Origin of the sequence: Serratia sp. OS31, assembly GCF_014164835.1 — a bacterium.
In the GTDB taxonomy this organism is placed as follows: Bacteria; Pseudomonadota; Gammaproteobacteria; order Enterobacterales; family Enterobacteriaceae; genus Serratia; species Serratia liquefaciens_A.
In genome coordinates this window covers 131,329-146,293 of the sequence record NZ_JACJFQ010000003.1, presented here as the reverse complement: position 1 = coordinate 146,293, position 14,965 = coordinate 131,329, and the positions used below count along the sequence as shown (strand labels likewise).

Here is a 14,965-nt window from a genome sequence, read left to right as displayed (position 1 = left end):
TAGCCAATGACTCAGCAATATGGATTCTTTATCGATTCAAGTCGTTGCACTGGCTGCAAAACCTGCGAACTGGCCTGCAAAGACTATAAAAATTTGACGCCGGACGTCAGCTTCCGCCGCATCTATGAATATGCCGGTGGAGATTGGTTCCAGGATGGCGACGGCTGGCAACAAAACGTATTCGCCTATTATTTGTCGATTGCCTGCAACCACTGTGAAGATCCCGCCTGTACCAAAGTGTGTCCGACCGGCGCAATGCACAAGCGGGAAGACGGCTTTGTGGTGGTGAATGAAGAGGTGTGTATCGGCTGTCGCTACTGCCATATGGCCTGTCCATACGGCGCACCTCAGTACAATGCGACCAAGGGCCACATGACCAAGTGCGATGGCTGTTATGAGCGGGTAGCCGAAGGCCATAAACCTATCTGCGTGGAATCTTGTCCACTGCGGGCTCTGGATTTTGGCCCGATTGAGCAACTGCGGCAGCAGCATGGCTCTCTGGCGCAGGTTGCTCCTCTGCCGGCGACGCATTTTACCCGACCGTGCATGGTGGTAAAACCCAATGCCAACAGCCGCCCAAGTGGCGACACCACTGGCTATTTGGCCAATCCAAAGGAGGTTTGATATGGGCATGGGATGGCAAGAATGGCCGCTGATGTTGTTTACCGTATTGGGACAATGCGTGGTGGGGGCGGTTATCGTCATGGGGCTCGCCATAATTGGCGGTAACTTGAACGAACAGCAGCGTCGGGCCGTTCATCGCGCGATGTTTTTCCTGTGGTTGCTGATGGGCATCGCTTTCGTGGCTTCCACGCTGCACCTCGGTTCGCCGTGGCGGGCGTTTAACTCGTTGAACCGCATTGGCGCTTCGGCATTGAGTAACGAAATAGCCGCTGGCGCCTTGTTCTTCGCCGTCGGCGGTTGTTATTGGCTGTTGGCGGTATTGGGCAAAATACCGCCGTTATTGGGTCGCGTGTGGTTGTGGGTGACCATGGCATTGGGCCTGGTCTTTGTTTACATGATGACGCGGGTATATCAAATCGATACGGTGCCAACCTGGCATAACGGTTACACTACGCTGAGCTTTTTCCTGACGGTACCGATCGGGGGGCCAATGCTGGGCGTTTTGTTGCTGCGTTTTGCGGGGCTGGACGTTACAACCCGGCATTCACTGGCTACCCTGAGCGTGGTGGCGCTGTTGGTCAGTCTGGGGACTGTAATGATGCAAGGCTACGAACTGGCCAGCATCAGCAGCTCGGTACAGCAGGCATCAGCGCTAATCCCGCAGTACGGCCAATTAATGGTTGGGCGTTTGGTGCTGGTGGTGCTGGGGTTGGGCTGCTGGATCTGCCCGCTGCTGCGCCGTGGTAACGCCAGAGTGATGGGAATGGCTTTAGGTTTGATTCTGGTTATCGCCGGTGAGCTGGTGGGGCGGGGCGTGTTCTACGGCCTGCATATGACCGTCGGCATGGCGGTGGCCGGTTAATATTGTAGTGAGGCGCAGTGATAAACTGCGCCCTTAAAAGGATCCTTGATTTATGACGCTTGAAAATATCGCTTTAACGGGGCGGGTGCTGGGTGTGTTGCTGTACGCGCCGCCAGAAAGTGAAGACGGCCAACAGCTGTTGGCAACCCTGTCTGAATCTGAGTGGGTCAAAGAGTGGCCGTACGGCGATGCTGAGCAGCTACAGACGGCGGCCGCGCTGATTGCGACCGGTATTGAAGATCAACAGGATGAATCCCTGGCGGAAGCTTACCAACGTCTGTTTGTGGGGCCTGATACCTTACCGGCGCCATTATGGGGGTCGGTGTATCTGGATAAAGAGAACGTGCTGTTTGGTCATTCGACCCTGCGGCTGCGCAAGTGGTTACGGGCCAACGGCATTGAAGCTCAGCACGATCGCAATGAGCCGGAAGATCATATTGGCACTTTGCTGATGATGGTGGCGTGGCTGGCCGAAGAACGTCAGGGCGGGTTGGTCGAGCAACTGCTGACAAAACATTTGCTGCCATGGGCGCCACGCTATCTGGAACTCTTGGAAGCCAATGCGCAGCATCCTTTCTATCAGGGATTGGCGCAGTTGGCGCAAATTACCCTGGGCGCCTGGGGCGCGGAATGCACTGCTGAAGTTGAATCTTTAGAACTGTATTTCTGATAAAAAATGAATGGCCGTCAGCTGCGCAAAACGCAGGCAATGACGGCCATTTAGCAGCTGAATAGGCCGCGTAATACAAATTGTGCGGTATACATATAAGAGCTGATTGACTTTTTTATCGCCAGTGGCATGATGCGCGCACTCCCATTGCGCGTTCGGTTTCAATCTCACTATGTCCGCATATTCCCGCCCAGTGCTCCTGCTGCTCTGTGGCCTGTTGTTGCTCACGGTCTCTATTGCCGTATTGAATACGTTAGTCCCTCTTTGGTTAACCCATGCTCAGTTGTCAACCTGGCAGGTAGGAATGGTAAGTTCCTCTTACTTTACCGGCAACTTGGTCGGCACGCTGATTGCGGGCAAACTCATCCAGCGCATTGGTTTTACCCGCAGCTATCATCTTGCCTGCGTGGTGTTCGCTGTGGCGACTGCCGGTATGGCATTGTCGCTCGATTTTTGGAGTTGGATGGGCTGGCGTTTCTTTGCCGGCATCGGCTGTGCCTGGATTTGGGTGATCGTCGAGAGCGCCTTGCTGCGTAGCGGCAATCTGTCTAACCGCGGCCAATTGCTGGCGGCTTATATGATGGTTTATTACCTGGGTACGGTCGTCGGCCAACTGTTGTTGAGCATGGTATCGACCGAACTGTTGAATGTGGTGCCATGGGTCACGGCCATCGTGCTCAGTGCCACGCTGCCGATGCTGTTTGCCCGGGTTAACAGTCGGCACGACGAACCCCAACAGGCTGCGGTTTGGCCAATGTTGAAGCGCCGTAGCGCGCGGTTGGGGATTAATGGCTGTATCATTTCCGGCATTGTACTCGGCTCGCTATATGGCCTGATGCCGCTGTACCTGTCCCATCAGGGCATGAGTGACGCCAACGTGGGTTACTGGATGGCGTTGCTGGTCAGCTCCGGCATTGTCGGACAATGGCCGGTCGGGCGTCTGGCAGACCGCTATGGTCGTTTGCTGGTGCTACGTATTCAGGTGTTTGTGGTGATCCTTGCCAGTATCGCCATGCTTGGCAACTATGCAATGGCACCCGCGTTGTTCATTCTCGGTTGTGCCGGGTTCACCCTATATCCGGTGGCGATGTCCTGGGCCTGTGAGAAGGCGTTGCCGCATGAGCTGGTGGCGATGAACCAGGCGCTGTTGATGAGCTATACCATCGGCAGCCTGCTCGGGCCTTCGATGACGGCGCTGCTGATGCAAAATTATTCCGACCGCCTGCTGTTTGTGATGATTGCCGCCGTTGCGTTGGTGTATCTGATGATGTTGCTGAGAAAGCCGGATCGTCACCACACCCCGTTGGCTGCCGCCTGAGCATAAAAAACCCGGCCATTGCGTGCCGGGTTTTTTGTTATCGCTAACGGGCTCAGTAAATCACTTTATGGCCGTAGCTTTCCAGAATGCTTTTCACGCGATCCATGGTTTCCGCTTTCGGCGGATGGACGCCGTCCAGCTTGTACTCTTCACCCATCGCCACCCATTTGTGCTTACCCAGTTCGTGATAGGGCAGCAGTTCGATTTTCTCGATGTTGGTCATGTCTTTGGTGAACTCGCCCAGCAGGTGCGTTGACTTGTCATCATCGGACCAGCCCGGCACTACCACATAGCGGATCCAGGTGCGTTGATTGCGCTTCGCCAGATAGCGGGCGAATTCTAGCGTGCGGTGGTTGGAAACGCCGACCAGATTCTGGTGAATGTCGTCGTTCATCTGTTTGAGATCCAGCATCACCAAATCGGTGGCATCCAGCAGTTCGTCTATCACCGGATCGTAACGGCGCACAAAGCCGTTGGTGTCCAGACAGGTATTGATCCCTTCTTCATGGCAGGCGCGGAACCAATCGCGGACGAATTCTGCCTGCAGTATGGCTTCACCGCCGGAGGCCGTTACGCCACCGCCGGAAGCATTCATAAAGTGACGATAAGAGACGGCGTCTTTCATCAACTCTTCTACGGTCACCTCTTTCCCGCCGTGGGTATCCCAGGTGTCACGGTTATGGCAATACAGGCAGCGCATCAGGCAGCCCTGGAAGAAGACGATAAAGCGGATCCCCGGACCGTCTACGGTGCCACAGGATTCGAAGGAGTGGATGCGACCTTTCACTGACATTGCGGGGTTTTCTCCAATATTGACTGTCAAACGCAGTCTAAAAGTAGGCTCATAACCGCCAGCCAGGGATCAGCGATGCAGCAACCGGGCAAGGCCCGACGACTGGGGTGAAACGATGCCTGTTGGCCGGTTATTACGCCGGATAACTGTTTTGCCGGATATCCACCAATTCCATTCAGTATAGCTATCTGGCAAAACAGACTCTGGGTGAGTCAGGGTAGTGCATTTGCTAAAAAGGCCGGAAAGATCCGGCCCCGAATTTCAGCTTGACTACCGGGCGGGAAACCCCGCCCGGATGGGGCTATTACATCGACTGAGTGAAAGTACGAGTAATGACGTCTTGCTGTTGTTCTTTGGTCAGCGAGTTGAAGCGAACGGCATAACCGGATACGCGGATGGTCAGCTGAGGGTATTTCTCAGGGTTTTCCATCGCGTCCAGCAGCATTTCACGGTTCATCACGTTAACGTTCAGGTGCTGGCCACCTTCGATAGAAGCTTCGTGGTGGAAGTAACCGTCCATCAGACCCGCCAGGTTGGCTTTACGCACGTCGTCGTCTTTACCCAACGCGTTTGGCACGATGGAGAAGGTGTAGGAGATCCCGTCCTTCGCGTAAGCAAACGGCAGTTTGGCTACGGAGGTCAGGGAGGCTACAGCACCTTTCTGGTCGCGACCGTGCATTGGGTTAGCACCTGGACCGAATGGCGCGCCAGCGCGGCGACCGTCTGGGGTGTTACCGGTTTTCTTGCCGTAGACCACGTTAGAAGTGATGGTCAGTACGGATTGAGTCGGTACCGCATTACGGTAAGTACGCAGTTTCTGAATTTTCTTCATGAAACGTTCTACCAGGTCACAGGCGATGTCATCAACGCGAGCATCGTTGTTACCGAACTGCGGGTATTCACCTTCGATTTTGAAGTCTACGGCCAGGCCGTCTTCGTCACGGATGGTGGACACTTTAGCGTACTTGATGGCGGACAGGGAGTCAGCCGCAACCGACAGACCGGCGATGCCGCAGGCCATGGTGCGATAAACGTCACGGTCGTGCAGCGCCATCAGCGCAGCTTCATAGCTGTACTTGTCGTGCATGTAGTGAATGATGTTCAGCGCGGTCACGTACTGTTTGGCCAGCCAATCCATAAAGTGGTCCATACGTTCCATGACTTTGTCATAGTCCAGTACGGTGTCCATCATTGGTGCTTCTTTCGGACCAACCTGCATTTTCAGTTTTTCATCAACGCCGCCGTTGATAGCGTACAACATGGTTTTCGCCAGGTTGGCACGGGCACCGAAGAACTGCATTTGTTTACCGACAATCATCGGGCTAACGCAACAGGCGATGGCATAGTCATCGTTGTTGAAGTCAGGACGCATCAGATCATCGTTTTCATACTGTACGGAGGAGGTGTCGATAGACACTTTAGCCGCGTACTTTTTGAAGTTCAGAGGCAGTTTTTCAGACCACAGGATGGTCATGTTTGGTTCCGGAGACGGCCCCATGGTGTACAGGGTGTTCAGGAAGCGGAAGCTGTTTTTGGTTACCAGAGTACGGCCGTCAACGCCCATACCTGCCAGGGATTCGGTCGCCCAGATTGGGTCACCGGAGAACAGCTCATCATACTCAGGGGTACGCAGGAAGCGCACCATACGCAGTTTCATTACCAGATGGTCAATCAGTTCCTGCGCTTGTTCTTCGTTCAGCTTGCCTGCATCGATGTCGCGTTGGATGAACACGTCAAGGAAGGTAGACACGCGGCCGAAGGACATGGCTGCGCCGTTCTGAGATTTAACCGCGGCCAGGTAGCCGAAGTAAGTCCACTGTACAGCTTCTTGTGCGGTAGTAGCAGGACCAGAGATGTCGCAGCCGTATTTGGCAGCCATTTCTTTGATCTGACCCAGAGCGCGGTGCTGTTCAGCAATTTCTTCACGCAGCTGGATGGTCATTTCCAGATCTTCGCCGTTTTCCAGCTTGGTCTGCAGAGACTTGAACTGGTTCAGTTTGTCGGCCATCAGGAAATCGATGCCGTACAGCGCTACGCGGCGGTAGTCACCGATGATACGACCACGGCCGTATGCATCTGGCAGACCGGTCAGCACGCCGGATTTGCGGCAGTTCAGGATGTCTTTGGTGTAAACATCGAATACGCCCTGGTTGTGGGTTTTGCGGTATTCGGTGAACACTTTTTTCAGCTGTGGATCCAGTTCGCGGCCATAGACCTTACAAGAACCTTCGACCATTTTGATGCCGCCGAATGGGATCAGCGCGCGTTTCAGAGGGGCGTCAGTCTGCAGACCTACGATGGTTTCCAGTTCTTTGGCGATGTAGCCGGCGTCGTGGGAAGTGATGGTCGCGGCAACGTTGGTGTCGAAATCAACTGGCGCATGGGTGCGGTTTTCCAGTTTGATCCCTTCCATAACCTTTTCCCACAGGGTGGAGGTGGCCTGAGTTGCGCCTGCCAGGAAGGATTCATCACCCTCGTAAGGAGTGTAGTTTTTCTGGATGAAGTCACGAACGTTGACTTCGTTCTGCCAGTCACCTTTGCTGAAACCTTCCCAAGCTTTGGCTAACTTCTCGTTAAGTTCGGTCATTATACACCTACCTTTAATTGTGGAGTTCTAACTCGGCGCGCGATAACTAACAGCTTAGTGCTGTTGTTCACCACCGCGCAGATAAATTACCCAGTAAGTCAACCCAACCAGCAGGCCGCCGCCAATGATGTTGCCAATGGTGACTGGGATCAGATTGTCGATGATAAAGTTGCTTACGGTCAGATGAGCAAACTGCTCGGGTGCTGCCCCTATGGCTTGCCAGAATTCCGGCGTGGCGAAGTTTTTAACCACGATACCCATAGGGATCATAAACATGTTGGCGATGCTGTGTTCGAAACCGCTGGCGACGAACATGCCGACCGGCAGGATCATGGCGAACATTTTGTCCATCAGGCTGCGGCCTGAGTAGCTCATCCACACGGCCAGGCAGACCATCAGGTTAGCCAGGATGCCGAGGCAGACGGCCTCAACAAAGGTGTGATGCAGCTTGTGGTCAGCGGTTTGCAGGACGTTCAGGCCCCATTGGCCGTTGGCCACCATGTGTTCGCCGGAGAACCAGATGAGCGCGACGAAGAACAGGGCGCCGATCAGGTTGCCGATATAGACATTCAGCCAGTTGGCTGCCAGCTGGTACCAGCTGATGCGGCCGCTGGCCTTGGCAATGACAATCAGCACGGTGGAAGTGAACAGGTCGGCGCCTGAAACCACGACCAGCATTAACCCCAGAGAGAAGCAGATGCCGCCGACCAGTTTTGCCAGGCCGAAAGGCACACCGGCAGTGCCGGTAGTCGCAGTGATATAAAATACGAATGCGATTGAAATAAAGACGCCGGCAGTAATCGCCAAATAAAACGTTTTCAGCGGGTGCTTGGTGGCTTTATACACACCTGCATCTTCAGCGATTTTCGCCGTTGCTGCAGGTAATATCAGATCGAAGGGGTTGTCAGCTTTCACACTAACTCTCGCTTTTAAGGGTTAAAACAACGCAATGAGATACTAGCAAAGCAGTATAGGGTAAAAATTGATTTGGATCATAAGGCGGGAAACTAAAACGGTCAAAAGCCAGATAAATCGCAAGGTTTATTTGGTTAATTCATTGATTTTTAATCAAAAACATTTTTTTAATGTTTGCAAATAATTTTGAATTTACGACCGTACCAACCCCGGCCAGGTTAAAATTTAACGCATTTTGTCACTTTCTGAGCGGCAAGGTTTAATTATCGGTTAATTATTATTTTACCGACCCGTAACAACTGCTGTTTTATTTCTCTTGTTTGCCGTTAAGTGCGTAATTAGGCGAAAAAATAAAAGCAGAAAACAGGTTATTTAACCGCCAAAATAAAATTTTAATATTGTTATGGGACAAGGATGTGGCGCCGGCAGAAGGTCACCGGCGCACAGATACTGAGATTATGCCTGCGCCCAATGGCGACGCTTGGCGGTCTGCAGTTTTTCATAGGCCGCTAGCAGCGCCTGATGTGCCGGTAAGGCTTTCAGATCGCTATCGACAGCGAACAGGCCGTTAAAGCGTTCTTCACCGCTGATGGCTGCAGAGGCTGCATCCACCGTTTCCTGACCGTACATCTTCACGAAGGCGGAGTAGTATTGCGCCGGATCGCGTTCAGGCTCCTGCGTCAGCAGCAACAGGGTTTGCAAACAACGGTAGTAGTTGCTGCGCGCCGGGCTCAAAACGGAGGAGTTGAAGTCCTGCGTCCATTCGGCCCAGATCAGCGCCTGATCCAGATCGCCGCCGGCCAGCGCCAGCATCGACTTCAACTCGCCTATGCGCAGGGTAGACCAGGCGTTGTCTTTGCCGGAAGCAATCCCCAGCAGCTCGCGCACGCGGGTGAAGTCGTCCAGGCCTTCGTCGTCCATGCGTTCAATCAGAGCCAGATACTCCTGCGGTTCCCACTCGCTGCCCGGCAGCGCCAGCAGCGTATCACGCAGGTGCGCCCCCATGCTGTTGTTGGCCAGCAGCAGGTCTTCCGCCGGGTAGATATCGGACATGCCCGGCACGATGATGCGACAGGCGTACACATCCAAGTGCTCATAGTCGGCGATGTACACTTCAGCGTCTTCTTTGTCGAAGATGCTCATCAGCGTCGCGAATTCTTCCTGCGTGCTGCCGCTGAAGCTCCAGTCGACAAACGGGTAGTCTGCATCCTGCTTGAACATATCCCAGGAGATCAAACCGCTGGAATCGATAAAGTGGGTTTCCAGGTTAGTGTGCTCCGCCACTTCTTCGTCGTCGAAGGTCGGCGCGGTGAACACGTCCAGATCTTTCAGGCTACGGCCTTGCAGCAGTTCAGTCACGGTACGCTCAAGCGCCACGCCGAAATCAGGGTGAGCGCCGAACGAAGCAAAACAGGTGCCGTTAGCCGGGTTGAACAGCACCACGCAGATCACCGGATAGTTGCCGCCCAGCGACGCGTCGTAAGACAGGATCGGGAAGCCTTCTTCCTCAAGCTTGGCGATGGCTTCTACCACGCCAGGGTAGCGGTTCAGTACCTCGGCCGGGATCTCCGGCAGGCTGATCGCTTCTGCGATGATGCGGTTTTTTACATAACGCTCGAAGACTTCGGACAGGCCTTGCACACGCGCTTCATTGGCGGTATTACCGGCGGACATGCCGTTGGACACGTACAGGTTACCGATGATGTTCATCGGAATGTAAACGGTCTGCTGGTCAGACTGGCGAGAGAACGGCAGGGCGCAAATGCCACGATCGCCATTACCGGACTGCAGATCGATCAGATCGCTCGCATTGACTTCCTGATCCGGATTGTAGAAAGCATGGAGACGCTCATCGAGAATACCGGCCGGCAGCGAGTCATCTGCCGGGATCGGGAACCATTTCTCGTTCGGGTAATGCACGAAGTCGCCTTCGGCAATCTGTTTACCCAGATAGAAATCGGCAAAGAAATAGTTGGTGGAGAGACGCTCGAAGTATTCGCCCAAAGCGGAGGCCAGCGCAGCTTTTTTGCTGGCGCCTTTGCCGTTGGTGAAGCACAGCGGGCAATCGCGATCGCGGATATGAACCGACCATACATGAGGAACCGGGTTCAGCCAGGAGGCCTCTTCGATATTAAAACCCAGGTCGCTTAATTTCTGTTGGAAACGGGCGATAGAGTCTTCCAGCGCAGCGTCTTTGCCAGGGATAAAAGTTTGCGTCATTGTCTTCACTTTTTGAGCGTACTAAAAACGCGCAATGATACGGGGTTTTACGCCCAAGCTCCATGTATTCCTAAAGCGGTGGTAAAGTCACAGTTTTTTTAGGGATAAGGGCCATAATTCAGCGGGTTATCTATCATGGAGAAACTCAATGAAATCAGTGAAACTCAGCGCCGTGGCGCTACTGTTGGCGGGGGCGAGCGGTTCTGCGCTGGCCTTGCCTACCATTACCTTGTTGGCGACCGGCGGCACCATTGCCGGCGGTGGCGAATCGGCGACGAAATCCAACTACACGGCGGGCAAGTTGGGCGTTGACGCTCTGGTGAACGCCGTACCTGAACTGAAAAACCTCGCCAACATTCAGGGCGAGCAGGTGGTGAACATCGGGTCGCAGGACATGAACGATGAGGTGTGGCTGAAGCTGGCGAAGAAAATCAACGCCGACTGCGCCAAAACGGACGGCTTTGTCGTTACCCACGGCACCGACACGCTGGAGGAGACCGCCTATTTTCTGGATCTCACCGTCAAATGCGACAAACCGGTGGTGATCGTCGGGGCAATGCGCCCGGCAACCGCGATGAGCGCTGATGGTCCGTTCAATCTGTATAACGCAGTGGTGACGGCGGCGGATCCGCAATCGGCGAAACGCGGAGTGTTGGTGGCGATGAACGACAGCGTGTTGGATGCACGCGATGTGACAAAAACCAATACTACGTCGGTGCAGACTTTCCAGTCGGCCAATTTCGGCCCGCTTGGCTACATCCACAACGGCAAGGTTGATTACCAGCGTGCGCCGCAGCGCAAGCACACCACCGAGACTCCGTTTGACGTGTCCAGCCTGACAGCGTTGCCGAAGGTGGGCATTATCTACAATTACGCCAATGCATCCGATGCTCCTGCGAAGGCTTTGATCGCCGAAGGGTATCAAGGCATCGTCAGCGCTGGGGTCGGTAACGGCAACCTGTATAAAACGGTGTTCGATACGCTGGCGACGGCCGCACATAACGGTGTCGCCGTGGTGCGTTCTTCCAGAGTGCCCACTGGCTCCACCACCGAAGACGCTGAAGTGGATGACGCGAAGTTCGGCTTTGTCGCTGCTGGCACGCTGAACCCGCAGAAGGCGCGGATCCTGCTTCAACTGGCGTTGACGCAGACCAAGGACGCCAAACAGATCCAGCAGATGTTCAATCAATACTGAGTGTCTTTTCTTCATTTCGGGGGCCGCCGCGCCCCCTAGCCATGTTGGCTGAATACAGCATAAAAAACCGTGTTAACCCACTGAATTGGCCGCCTTCACAGCGTTTTATTGCAGAAAATACCGGTGATTTGGCAGAGCCTGTTATCGTCACGTTCAAGGCTTTCCCGGCGTCGGGCGAATAACCATTGCAGGCGGGGGGCGTGAGTGATAAAACCGATGGGTTACTTCGGGCGTATTTCGGTAGGCCAGTATCATTGGCGAATAGTGAATGTGGTGAGGGGAAATGACTCAGGTTTATAATTTTAGCTCTGGTCCGGCAATGCTGCCGGTTGAAGTGTTGCGTCGTGCGGAACAGGAGCTGTGCAACTGGCACGGCCTCGGTACCTCGGTGATGGAAATCAGCCATCGCAGTAAAGAGTTTATCGAAGTTGCCCAGCAGTCCGAGCAGGATCTGCGCGATCTGCTGAAGATCCCCTCCAATTATAAAGTGCTGTTCTGCCACGGTGGCGCTCGCGCGCAGTTTGCCGCGTTGCCGCTGAACCTGCTGGGTGACAAAACCACCGCGGACTATATCGACGGCGGTTACTGGGCGCACAGCGCCATCACCGAAGCGCAAAAATACTGTTCGCCAAACACCATTGACGTGAAAACCAACGTCGACGGCCTGCTCGGCATCAAGCCGATGAAAGAGTGGCAGTTAAGCGATGACGCGGCCTATGTGCACTATTGCCCGAATGAAACCATCGATGGCGTAGCTATCGATGAGCTACCCGACTTTGGCGATAAAGTGGTGATTGGCGATTACTCCTCCACCATTCTGTCGGGGCCGCTGGACGTCAGCCGTTTCGGCGTGATTTACGCCGGGGCACAGAAAAACATTGGGCCGGCCGGCCTGACCCTGGTGATTGTACGTGAAGATCTGCTGGGCAAAGCCCGTCGCGAAGTCCCGTCCATCCTCGATTACACCGTGCTGGCCGAAAACGATTCCATGTTCAACACGCCGCCGACCTTTGCCTGGTACCTGTCCGGTCTGGTGTTCAAATGGCTGAAAGAGCAGGGCGGCCTGGTAGAGATGCACAAACGCAATCAGGCCAAGGCCGAATTGCTGTATGCGACCATCGACAGCTCTGACTTCTATCGCAGCCGGGTGGCGCATGCCAACCGTTCCTGGATGAACGTGCCGTTCCAACTGGCAGATTCTGCGCTGGATAAAGTCTTCCTCAGCGAAGCAGAGGCCATTGGCCTGCAGGCGTTAAAAGGCCACCGGGTAGTTGGCGGCATGCGTGCTTCTATTTACAATGCAATGCCATTGGCTGGCGTGAAGACATTAACCGACTTTATGGTCGACTTCGAACGTCGTCACGGTTAAGCCCGGTTGCCTGCCGTGAGCAGGCAGCCTTCGCTGTTGTCCTTTTGCGTTAAAGCGGCTCCGGCATTATCCCGGGGCCGTTTCGTTTATCAGATTTTGGAGATTTTTGTTCACATGGTGGATTCCCTGACGTTACAACCGGTTGCCTTGGTCAATGGCACCGTCAACTTACCTGGCTCCAAGAGCGTGTCCAACCGTGCTCTGCTGCTGGCTGCGCTGGCGGAAGGAACGACAACGCTGACCAACCTGCTGGACAGCGATGACGTGCGTCATATGCTGAACGCGTTACAGGCGTTAGGGGTGAGTTACCAGCTGTCAGACGATCGCACCACCTGTAAAGTCGAAGGCGTTGCCGGCCCGCTGGTAGCCAGTCAACCGCTTGAGCTGTTCCTCGGCAATGCAGGCACCGCGATGCGTCCCTTGGCGGCGGCGCTGTGCCTGGGCAGCAATGATGTGGTGTTGACCGGCGAACCGCGTATGAAAGAGCGCCCAATCGGTCATCTGGTGGATGCCCTGCGTCAGGGCGGCGCTCAGATTGATTATCTGGAGCAGACCGATTACCCGCCATTGCGCCTGCGCGGTGGTTTCCAGGGCGGTGATGTGACCGTGGACGGCAGCGTATCCAGTCAGTTTCTGACCGCATTGCTGATGACGGCACCGCTGGCCGAACAGGACACCCATATTCATATCAAGGGCGAGCTGGTTTCCAAGCCGTACATTGATATTACCCTGCATCTGATGCGCACCTTCGGCGTTGAAGTCAGCCACGACAACTATCGCGTGTTCCATATTAGCGGTGGCCAAACCTACCGTTCACCGGGTGATTATCTGGTGGAAGGGGACGCTTCTTCCGCTTCTTATTTCCTGGCGGCGGCGGCGATTAAAGGCGGTACTGTGCGCGTCACCGGCATTGGTAAAAAAAGCGTTCAGGGCGACACCAAGTTTGCCGACGTGCTGGAAAAAATGGGTGCGCGTATTACCTGGGGCGATGACTATATCGAATGCAGCCGCGGTGAACTACGCGGTATCGACATGGACATGAACCATATTCCCGATGCGGCGATGACCATTGCAACCGCGGCTCTGTTTGCCGAAGGCCCGACCACCATCCGCAATATCTACAACTGGCGGGTAAAAGAGACCGATCGCTTGGCGGCGATGGCGACGGAGCTGCGTAAAGTGGGGGCTGAGGTGGATGAAGGGGAAGACTACATTCACGTGGTGCCGCCGGCTAAGCTGAAATTTGCCGATATCGGCACCTATAATGACCACCGTATGGCAATGTGCTTCTCGCTGGTGGCGTTATCGGATACCCCAGTGACCATTCTCGATCCGAAATGTACCGCGAAAACCTTCCCGGATTACTTCGAACAGCTGGCGCGTATCAGTCAATTGGCATAATTCCACAGTCAGATGCTTTTTTTTAAGGCCCTTAATTGGGCCTTTATCGTTTTTAACGCCCGCAGGCTGGGGGCGTCCACTATACTTTTGCGCGGAGATACGCTTATTTTCAACAACCAGACAGTTCCAGGGTAACAGTTAATCGTTTGGCAGCGTATAATGCGCCACCGTGACTGCCCCGACCGGGCAGGCGGCAGGGACGCTTTTAATTATGCTTTCGCATTGTGCTGACGGCAGGTTATGTCCCTGTGAGGTTTTCTACCTGAAGGAGAGAGAAATGACGGCTACAGCTCCGGTGATAACCGTTGATGGACCAAGTGGCGCAGGCAAAGGTACTTTGTGTAAAGCGCTGGCCGAATCCCTTGGTTGGCGTTTGCTGGATTCCGGTGCGATTTATCGCGTACTGGCACTGGCGGCACTGCATCATCAGGTTGATATCACTTCTGAGGAGGCGCTGGTTCCCCTGGCCGCACATCTCGATGTTCGCTTTGTTGCCGAAGGTGGCAAACTGCAGGTGATTTTGGAGGGTGAGGATGTCAGCAACGAGATCCGCACTGAAACCGTCGGCAATACCGCTTCGCAGGCAGCGGCTTTTCCGCGCGTGCGTGAAGCCTTGTTGCGCCGCCAGCGTGCATTCCGCGAGGCCCCGGGTCTGATTGCCGATGGGCGCGACATGGGCACCGTGGTATTCCCCGATGCACCGGTAAAAATTTTCCTGGATGCCAGTTCTGAAGAGCGCGCGCACCGCCGCATGCTACAGTTGCAGGAAAAGGGCTTTAATGTTAACTTTGAACGTCTTTTAGCCGAGATAAAGGAACGGGACGACCGTGACCGTAATCGGCCTATTGCGCCACTGGTGCCGGCCTCCGACGCCCTCGTGCTGGATTCAACCAGCATGTCGATCGACGAAGTCATCCAGCGTGCGCTGACATATGCACATGAAGTTTTAGCGTTGCCGCAGCAGTAAGCGCGGCGGCGTTATTGGCTTTTTGTCATATTTGTCATGGCAGT

12 protein-coding genes are annotated in these 14,965 nt (G+C 54.6%); 8 read left to right on the top strand and 4 right to left on the bottom strand.

The genetic code is table 11. The features are described 5' to 3' along the window. The first annotated feature begins 6 nt into the window (after nucleotides 1-6). The 4 genes from H5P17_RS04535 to H5P17_RS04520 all read left to right on the top strand — a co-directional run bounded on the left by H5P17_RS04535 (nucleotide 7) and on the right by H5P17_RS04520 (nucleotide 3,474). A complete protein-coding gene (locus H5P17_RS04535; protein ID WP_182821514.1) occupies nucleotides 7-624 on the top strand; it encodes a DMSO/selenate family reductase complex B subunit in 618 nt (205 codons plus the stop codon). A gap of 1 nt (nucleotide 625) precedes the next feature. Further along, a complete protein-coding gene (locus H5P17_RS04530) occupies nucleotides 626-1,486 on the top strand; it encodes a dimethyl sulfoxide reductase anchor subunit family protein (RefSeq protein ID WP_182821512.1) in 861 nt (286 codons plus the stop codon). A 52-nt stretch (nucleotides 1,487-1,538) separates the two neighbouring features. Further along, on the top strand, nucleotides 1,539-2,156 hold the full coding sequence (gene dmsD / locus H5P17_RS04525; protein WP_044549517.1) for a Tat proofreading chaperone DmsD: 618 nt from the start codon (nucleotides 1,539-1,541) through the stop codon (nucleotides 2,154-2,156). A 172-nt stretch (nucleotides 2,157-2,328) separates the two neighbouring features. Beyond that, nucleotides 2,329-3,474: an MFS transporter gene (locus H5P17_RS04520; protein WP_041414385.1), complete on the top strand. Its 1,146-nt coding sequence runs from the start codon at nucleotides 2,329-2,331 to the stop codon at nucleotides 3,472-3,474. Nucleotides 3,475-3,526: 52 nt separating this feature from the next. Here the strand turns inward: H5P17_RS04520 and pflA are convergent, their stop codons facing one another. The 4 genes from pflA to ycaO all read right to left on the bottom strand — a co-directional run bounded on the left by pflA (nucleotide 3,527) and on the right by ycaO (nucleotide 9,989). Continuing rightward, nucleotides 3,527-4,267, bottom strand: coding sequence for a pyruvate formate lyase 1-activating protein (gene pflA, locus H5P17_RS04515; protein WP_044549519.1), 741 nt, complete (start codon nucleotides 4,265-4,267; stop codon nucleotides 3,527-3,529). Nucleotides 4,268-4,571: 304 nt separating this feature from the next. After that, nucleotides 4,572-6,854 (bottom strand): formate C-acetyltransferase, encoded by a 2,283-nt coding sequence (gene pflB, locus H5P17_RS04510; protein WP_182821511.1) that lies wholly within the window; start codon nucleotides 6,852-6,854, stop codon nucleotides 4,572-4,574. A 54-nt stretch (nucleotides 6,855-6,908) separates the two neighbouring features. Continuing rightward, nucleotides 6,909-7,769 carry a formate transporter FocA gene (focA, locus tag H5P17_RS04505; RefSeq protein ID WP_020826123.1) on the bottom strand — a complete coding sequence of 287 codons (861 nt, stop codon included), beginning with the start codon at nucleotides 7,767-7,769 and terminating at the stop codon, nucleotides 6,909-6,911. Nucleotides 7,770-8,225: 456 nt separating this feature from the next. Further along, entirely contained in the window at nucleotides 8,226-9,989 is a 1,764-nt protein-coding gene (gene ycaO, locus H5P17_RS04500) for a 30S ribosomal protein S12 methylthiotransferase accessory factor YcaO (protein ID WP_182821509.1), read from the bottom strand. Between the two features lie 148 nt (nucleotides 9,990-10,137). Between ycaO and ansB the strand changes: the two genes are divergently transcribed. The 4 genes from ansB (at nucleotide 10,138) to cmk (ending at nucleotide 14,921) form a co-directional block, all read left to right on the top strand. Next, complete coding sequence (gene ansB / locus H5P17_RS04495) at nucleotides 10,138-11,184, top strand: L-asparaginase 2 (RefSeq protein WP_182821507.1); 1,047 nt, start codon at nucleotides 10,138-10,140, stop codon at nucleotides 11,182-11,184. 283 nt (nucleotides 11,185-11,467) lie between these two features. Further along, nucleotides 11,468-12,553, top strand: coding sequence for a 3-phosphoserine/phosphohydroxythreonine transaminase (gene serC / locus H5P17_RS04490; RefSeq protein ID WP_020826127.1), 1,086 nt, complete (start codon nucleotides 11,468-11,470; stop codon nucleotides 12,551-12,553). A gap of 114 nt (nucleotides 12,554-12,667) precedes the next feature. After that, nucleotides 12,668-13,954, top strand: coding sequence for a 3-phosphoshikimate 1-carboxyvinyltransferase (gene aroA / locus H5P17_RS04485; RefSeq protein WP_182821505.1), 1,287 nt, complete (start codon nucleotides 12,668-12,670; stop codon nucleotides 13,952-13,954). 277 nt (nucleotides 13,955-14,231) lie between these two features. Next, nucleotides 14,232-14,921 (top strand): (d)CMP kinase, encoded by a 690-nt coding sequence (gene cmk, locus H5P17_RS04480; RefSeq protein ID WP_020826129.1) that lies wholly within the window; start codon nucleotides 14,232-14,234, stop codon nucleotides 14,919-14,921. Nucleotides 14,922-14,965 lie beyond the last annotated feature (44 nt).

Coding starts and splice junctions, on each gene's coding strand:
- H5P17_RS04535 (WP_182821514.1), top strand. CDS start 7: ATGACTCAGCAATATGGATTCTTTATCGATTCAAGTCGTTGCACTGGC.
- H5P17_RS04530 (WP_182821512.1), top strand. CDS start 626: ATGGGCATGGGATGGCAAGAATGGCCGCTGATGTTGTTTACCGTATTG.
- dmsD (WP_044549517.1), top strand. CDS start 1,539: ATGACGCTTGAAAATATCGCTTTAACGGGGCGGGTGCTGGGTGTGTTG.
- H5P17_RS04520 (WP_041414385.1), top strand. CDS start 2,329: ATGTCCGCATATTCCCGCCCAGTGCTCCTGCTGCTCTGTGGCCTGTTG.
- pflA (WP_044549519.1), bottom strand. CDS start 4,267: ATGTCAGTGAAAGGTCGCATCCACTCCTTCGAATCCTGTGGCACCGTA.
- pflB (WP_182821511.1), bottom strand. CDS start 6,854: ATGACCGAACTTAACGAGAAGTTAGCCAAAGCTTGGGAAGGTTTCAGC.
- ycaO (WP_182821509.1), bottom strand. CDS start 9,989: ATGACGCAAACTTTTATCCCTGGCAAAGACGCTGCGCTGGAAGACTCT.
- ansB (WP_182821507.1), top strand. CDS start 10,138: ATGAAATCAGTGAAACTCAGCGCCGTGGCGCTACTGTTGGCGGGGGCG.
- serC (WP_020826127.1), top strand. CDS start 11,468: ATGACTCAGGTTTATAATTTTAGCTCTGGTCCGGCAATGCTGCCGGTT.
- aroA (WP_182821505.1), top strand. CDS start 12,668: ATGGTGGATTCCCTGACGTTACAACCGGTTGCCTTGGTCAATGGCACC.
- cmk (WP_020826129.1), top strand. CDS start 14,232: ATGACGGCTACAGCTCCGGTGATAACCGTTGATGGACCAAGTGGCGCA.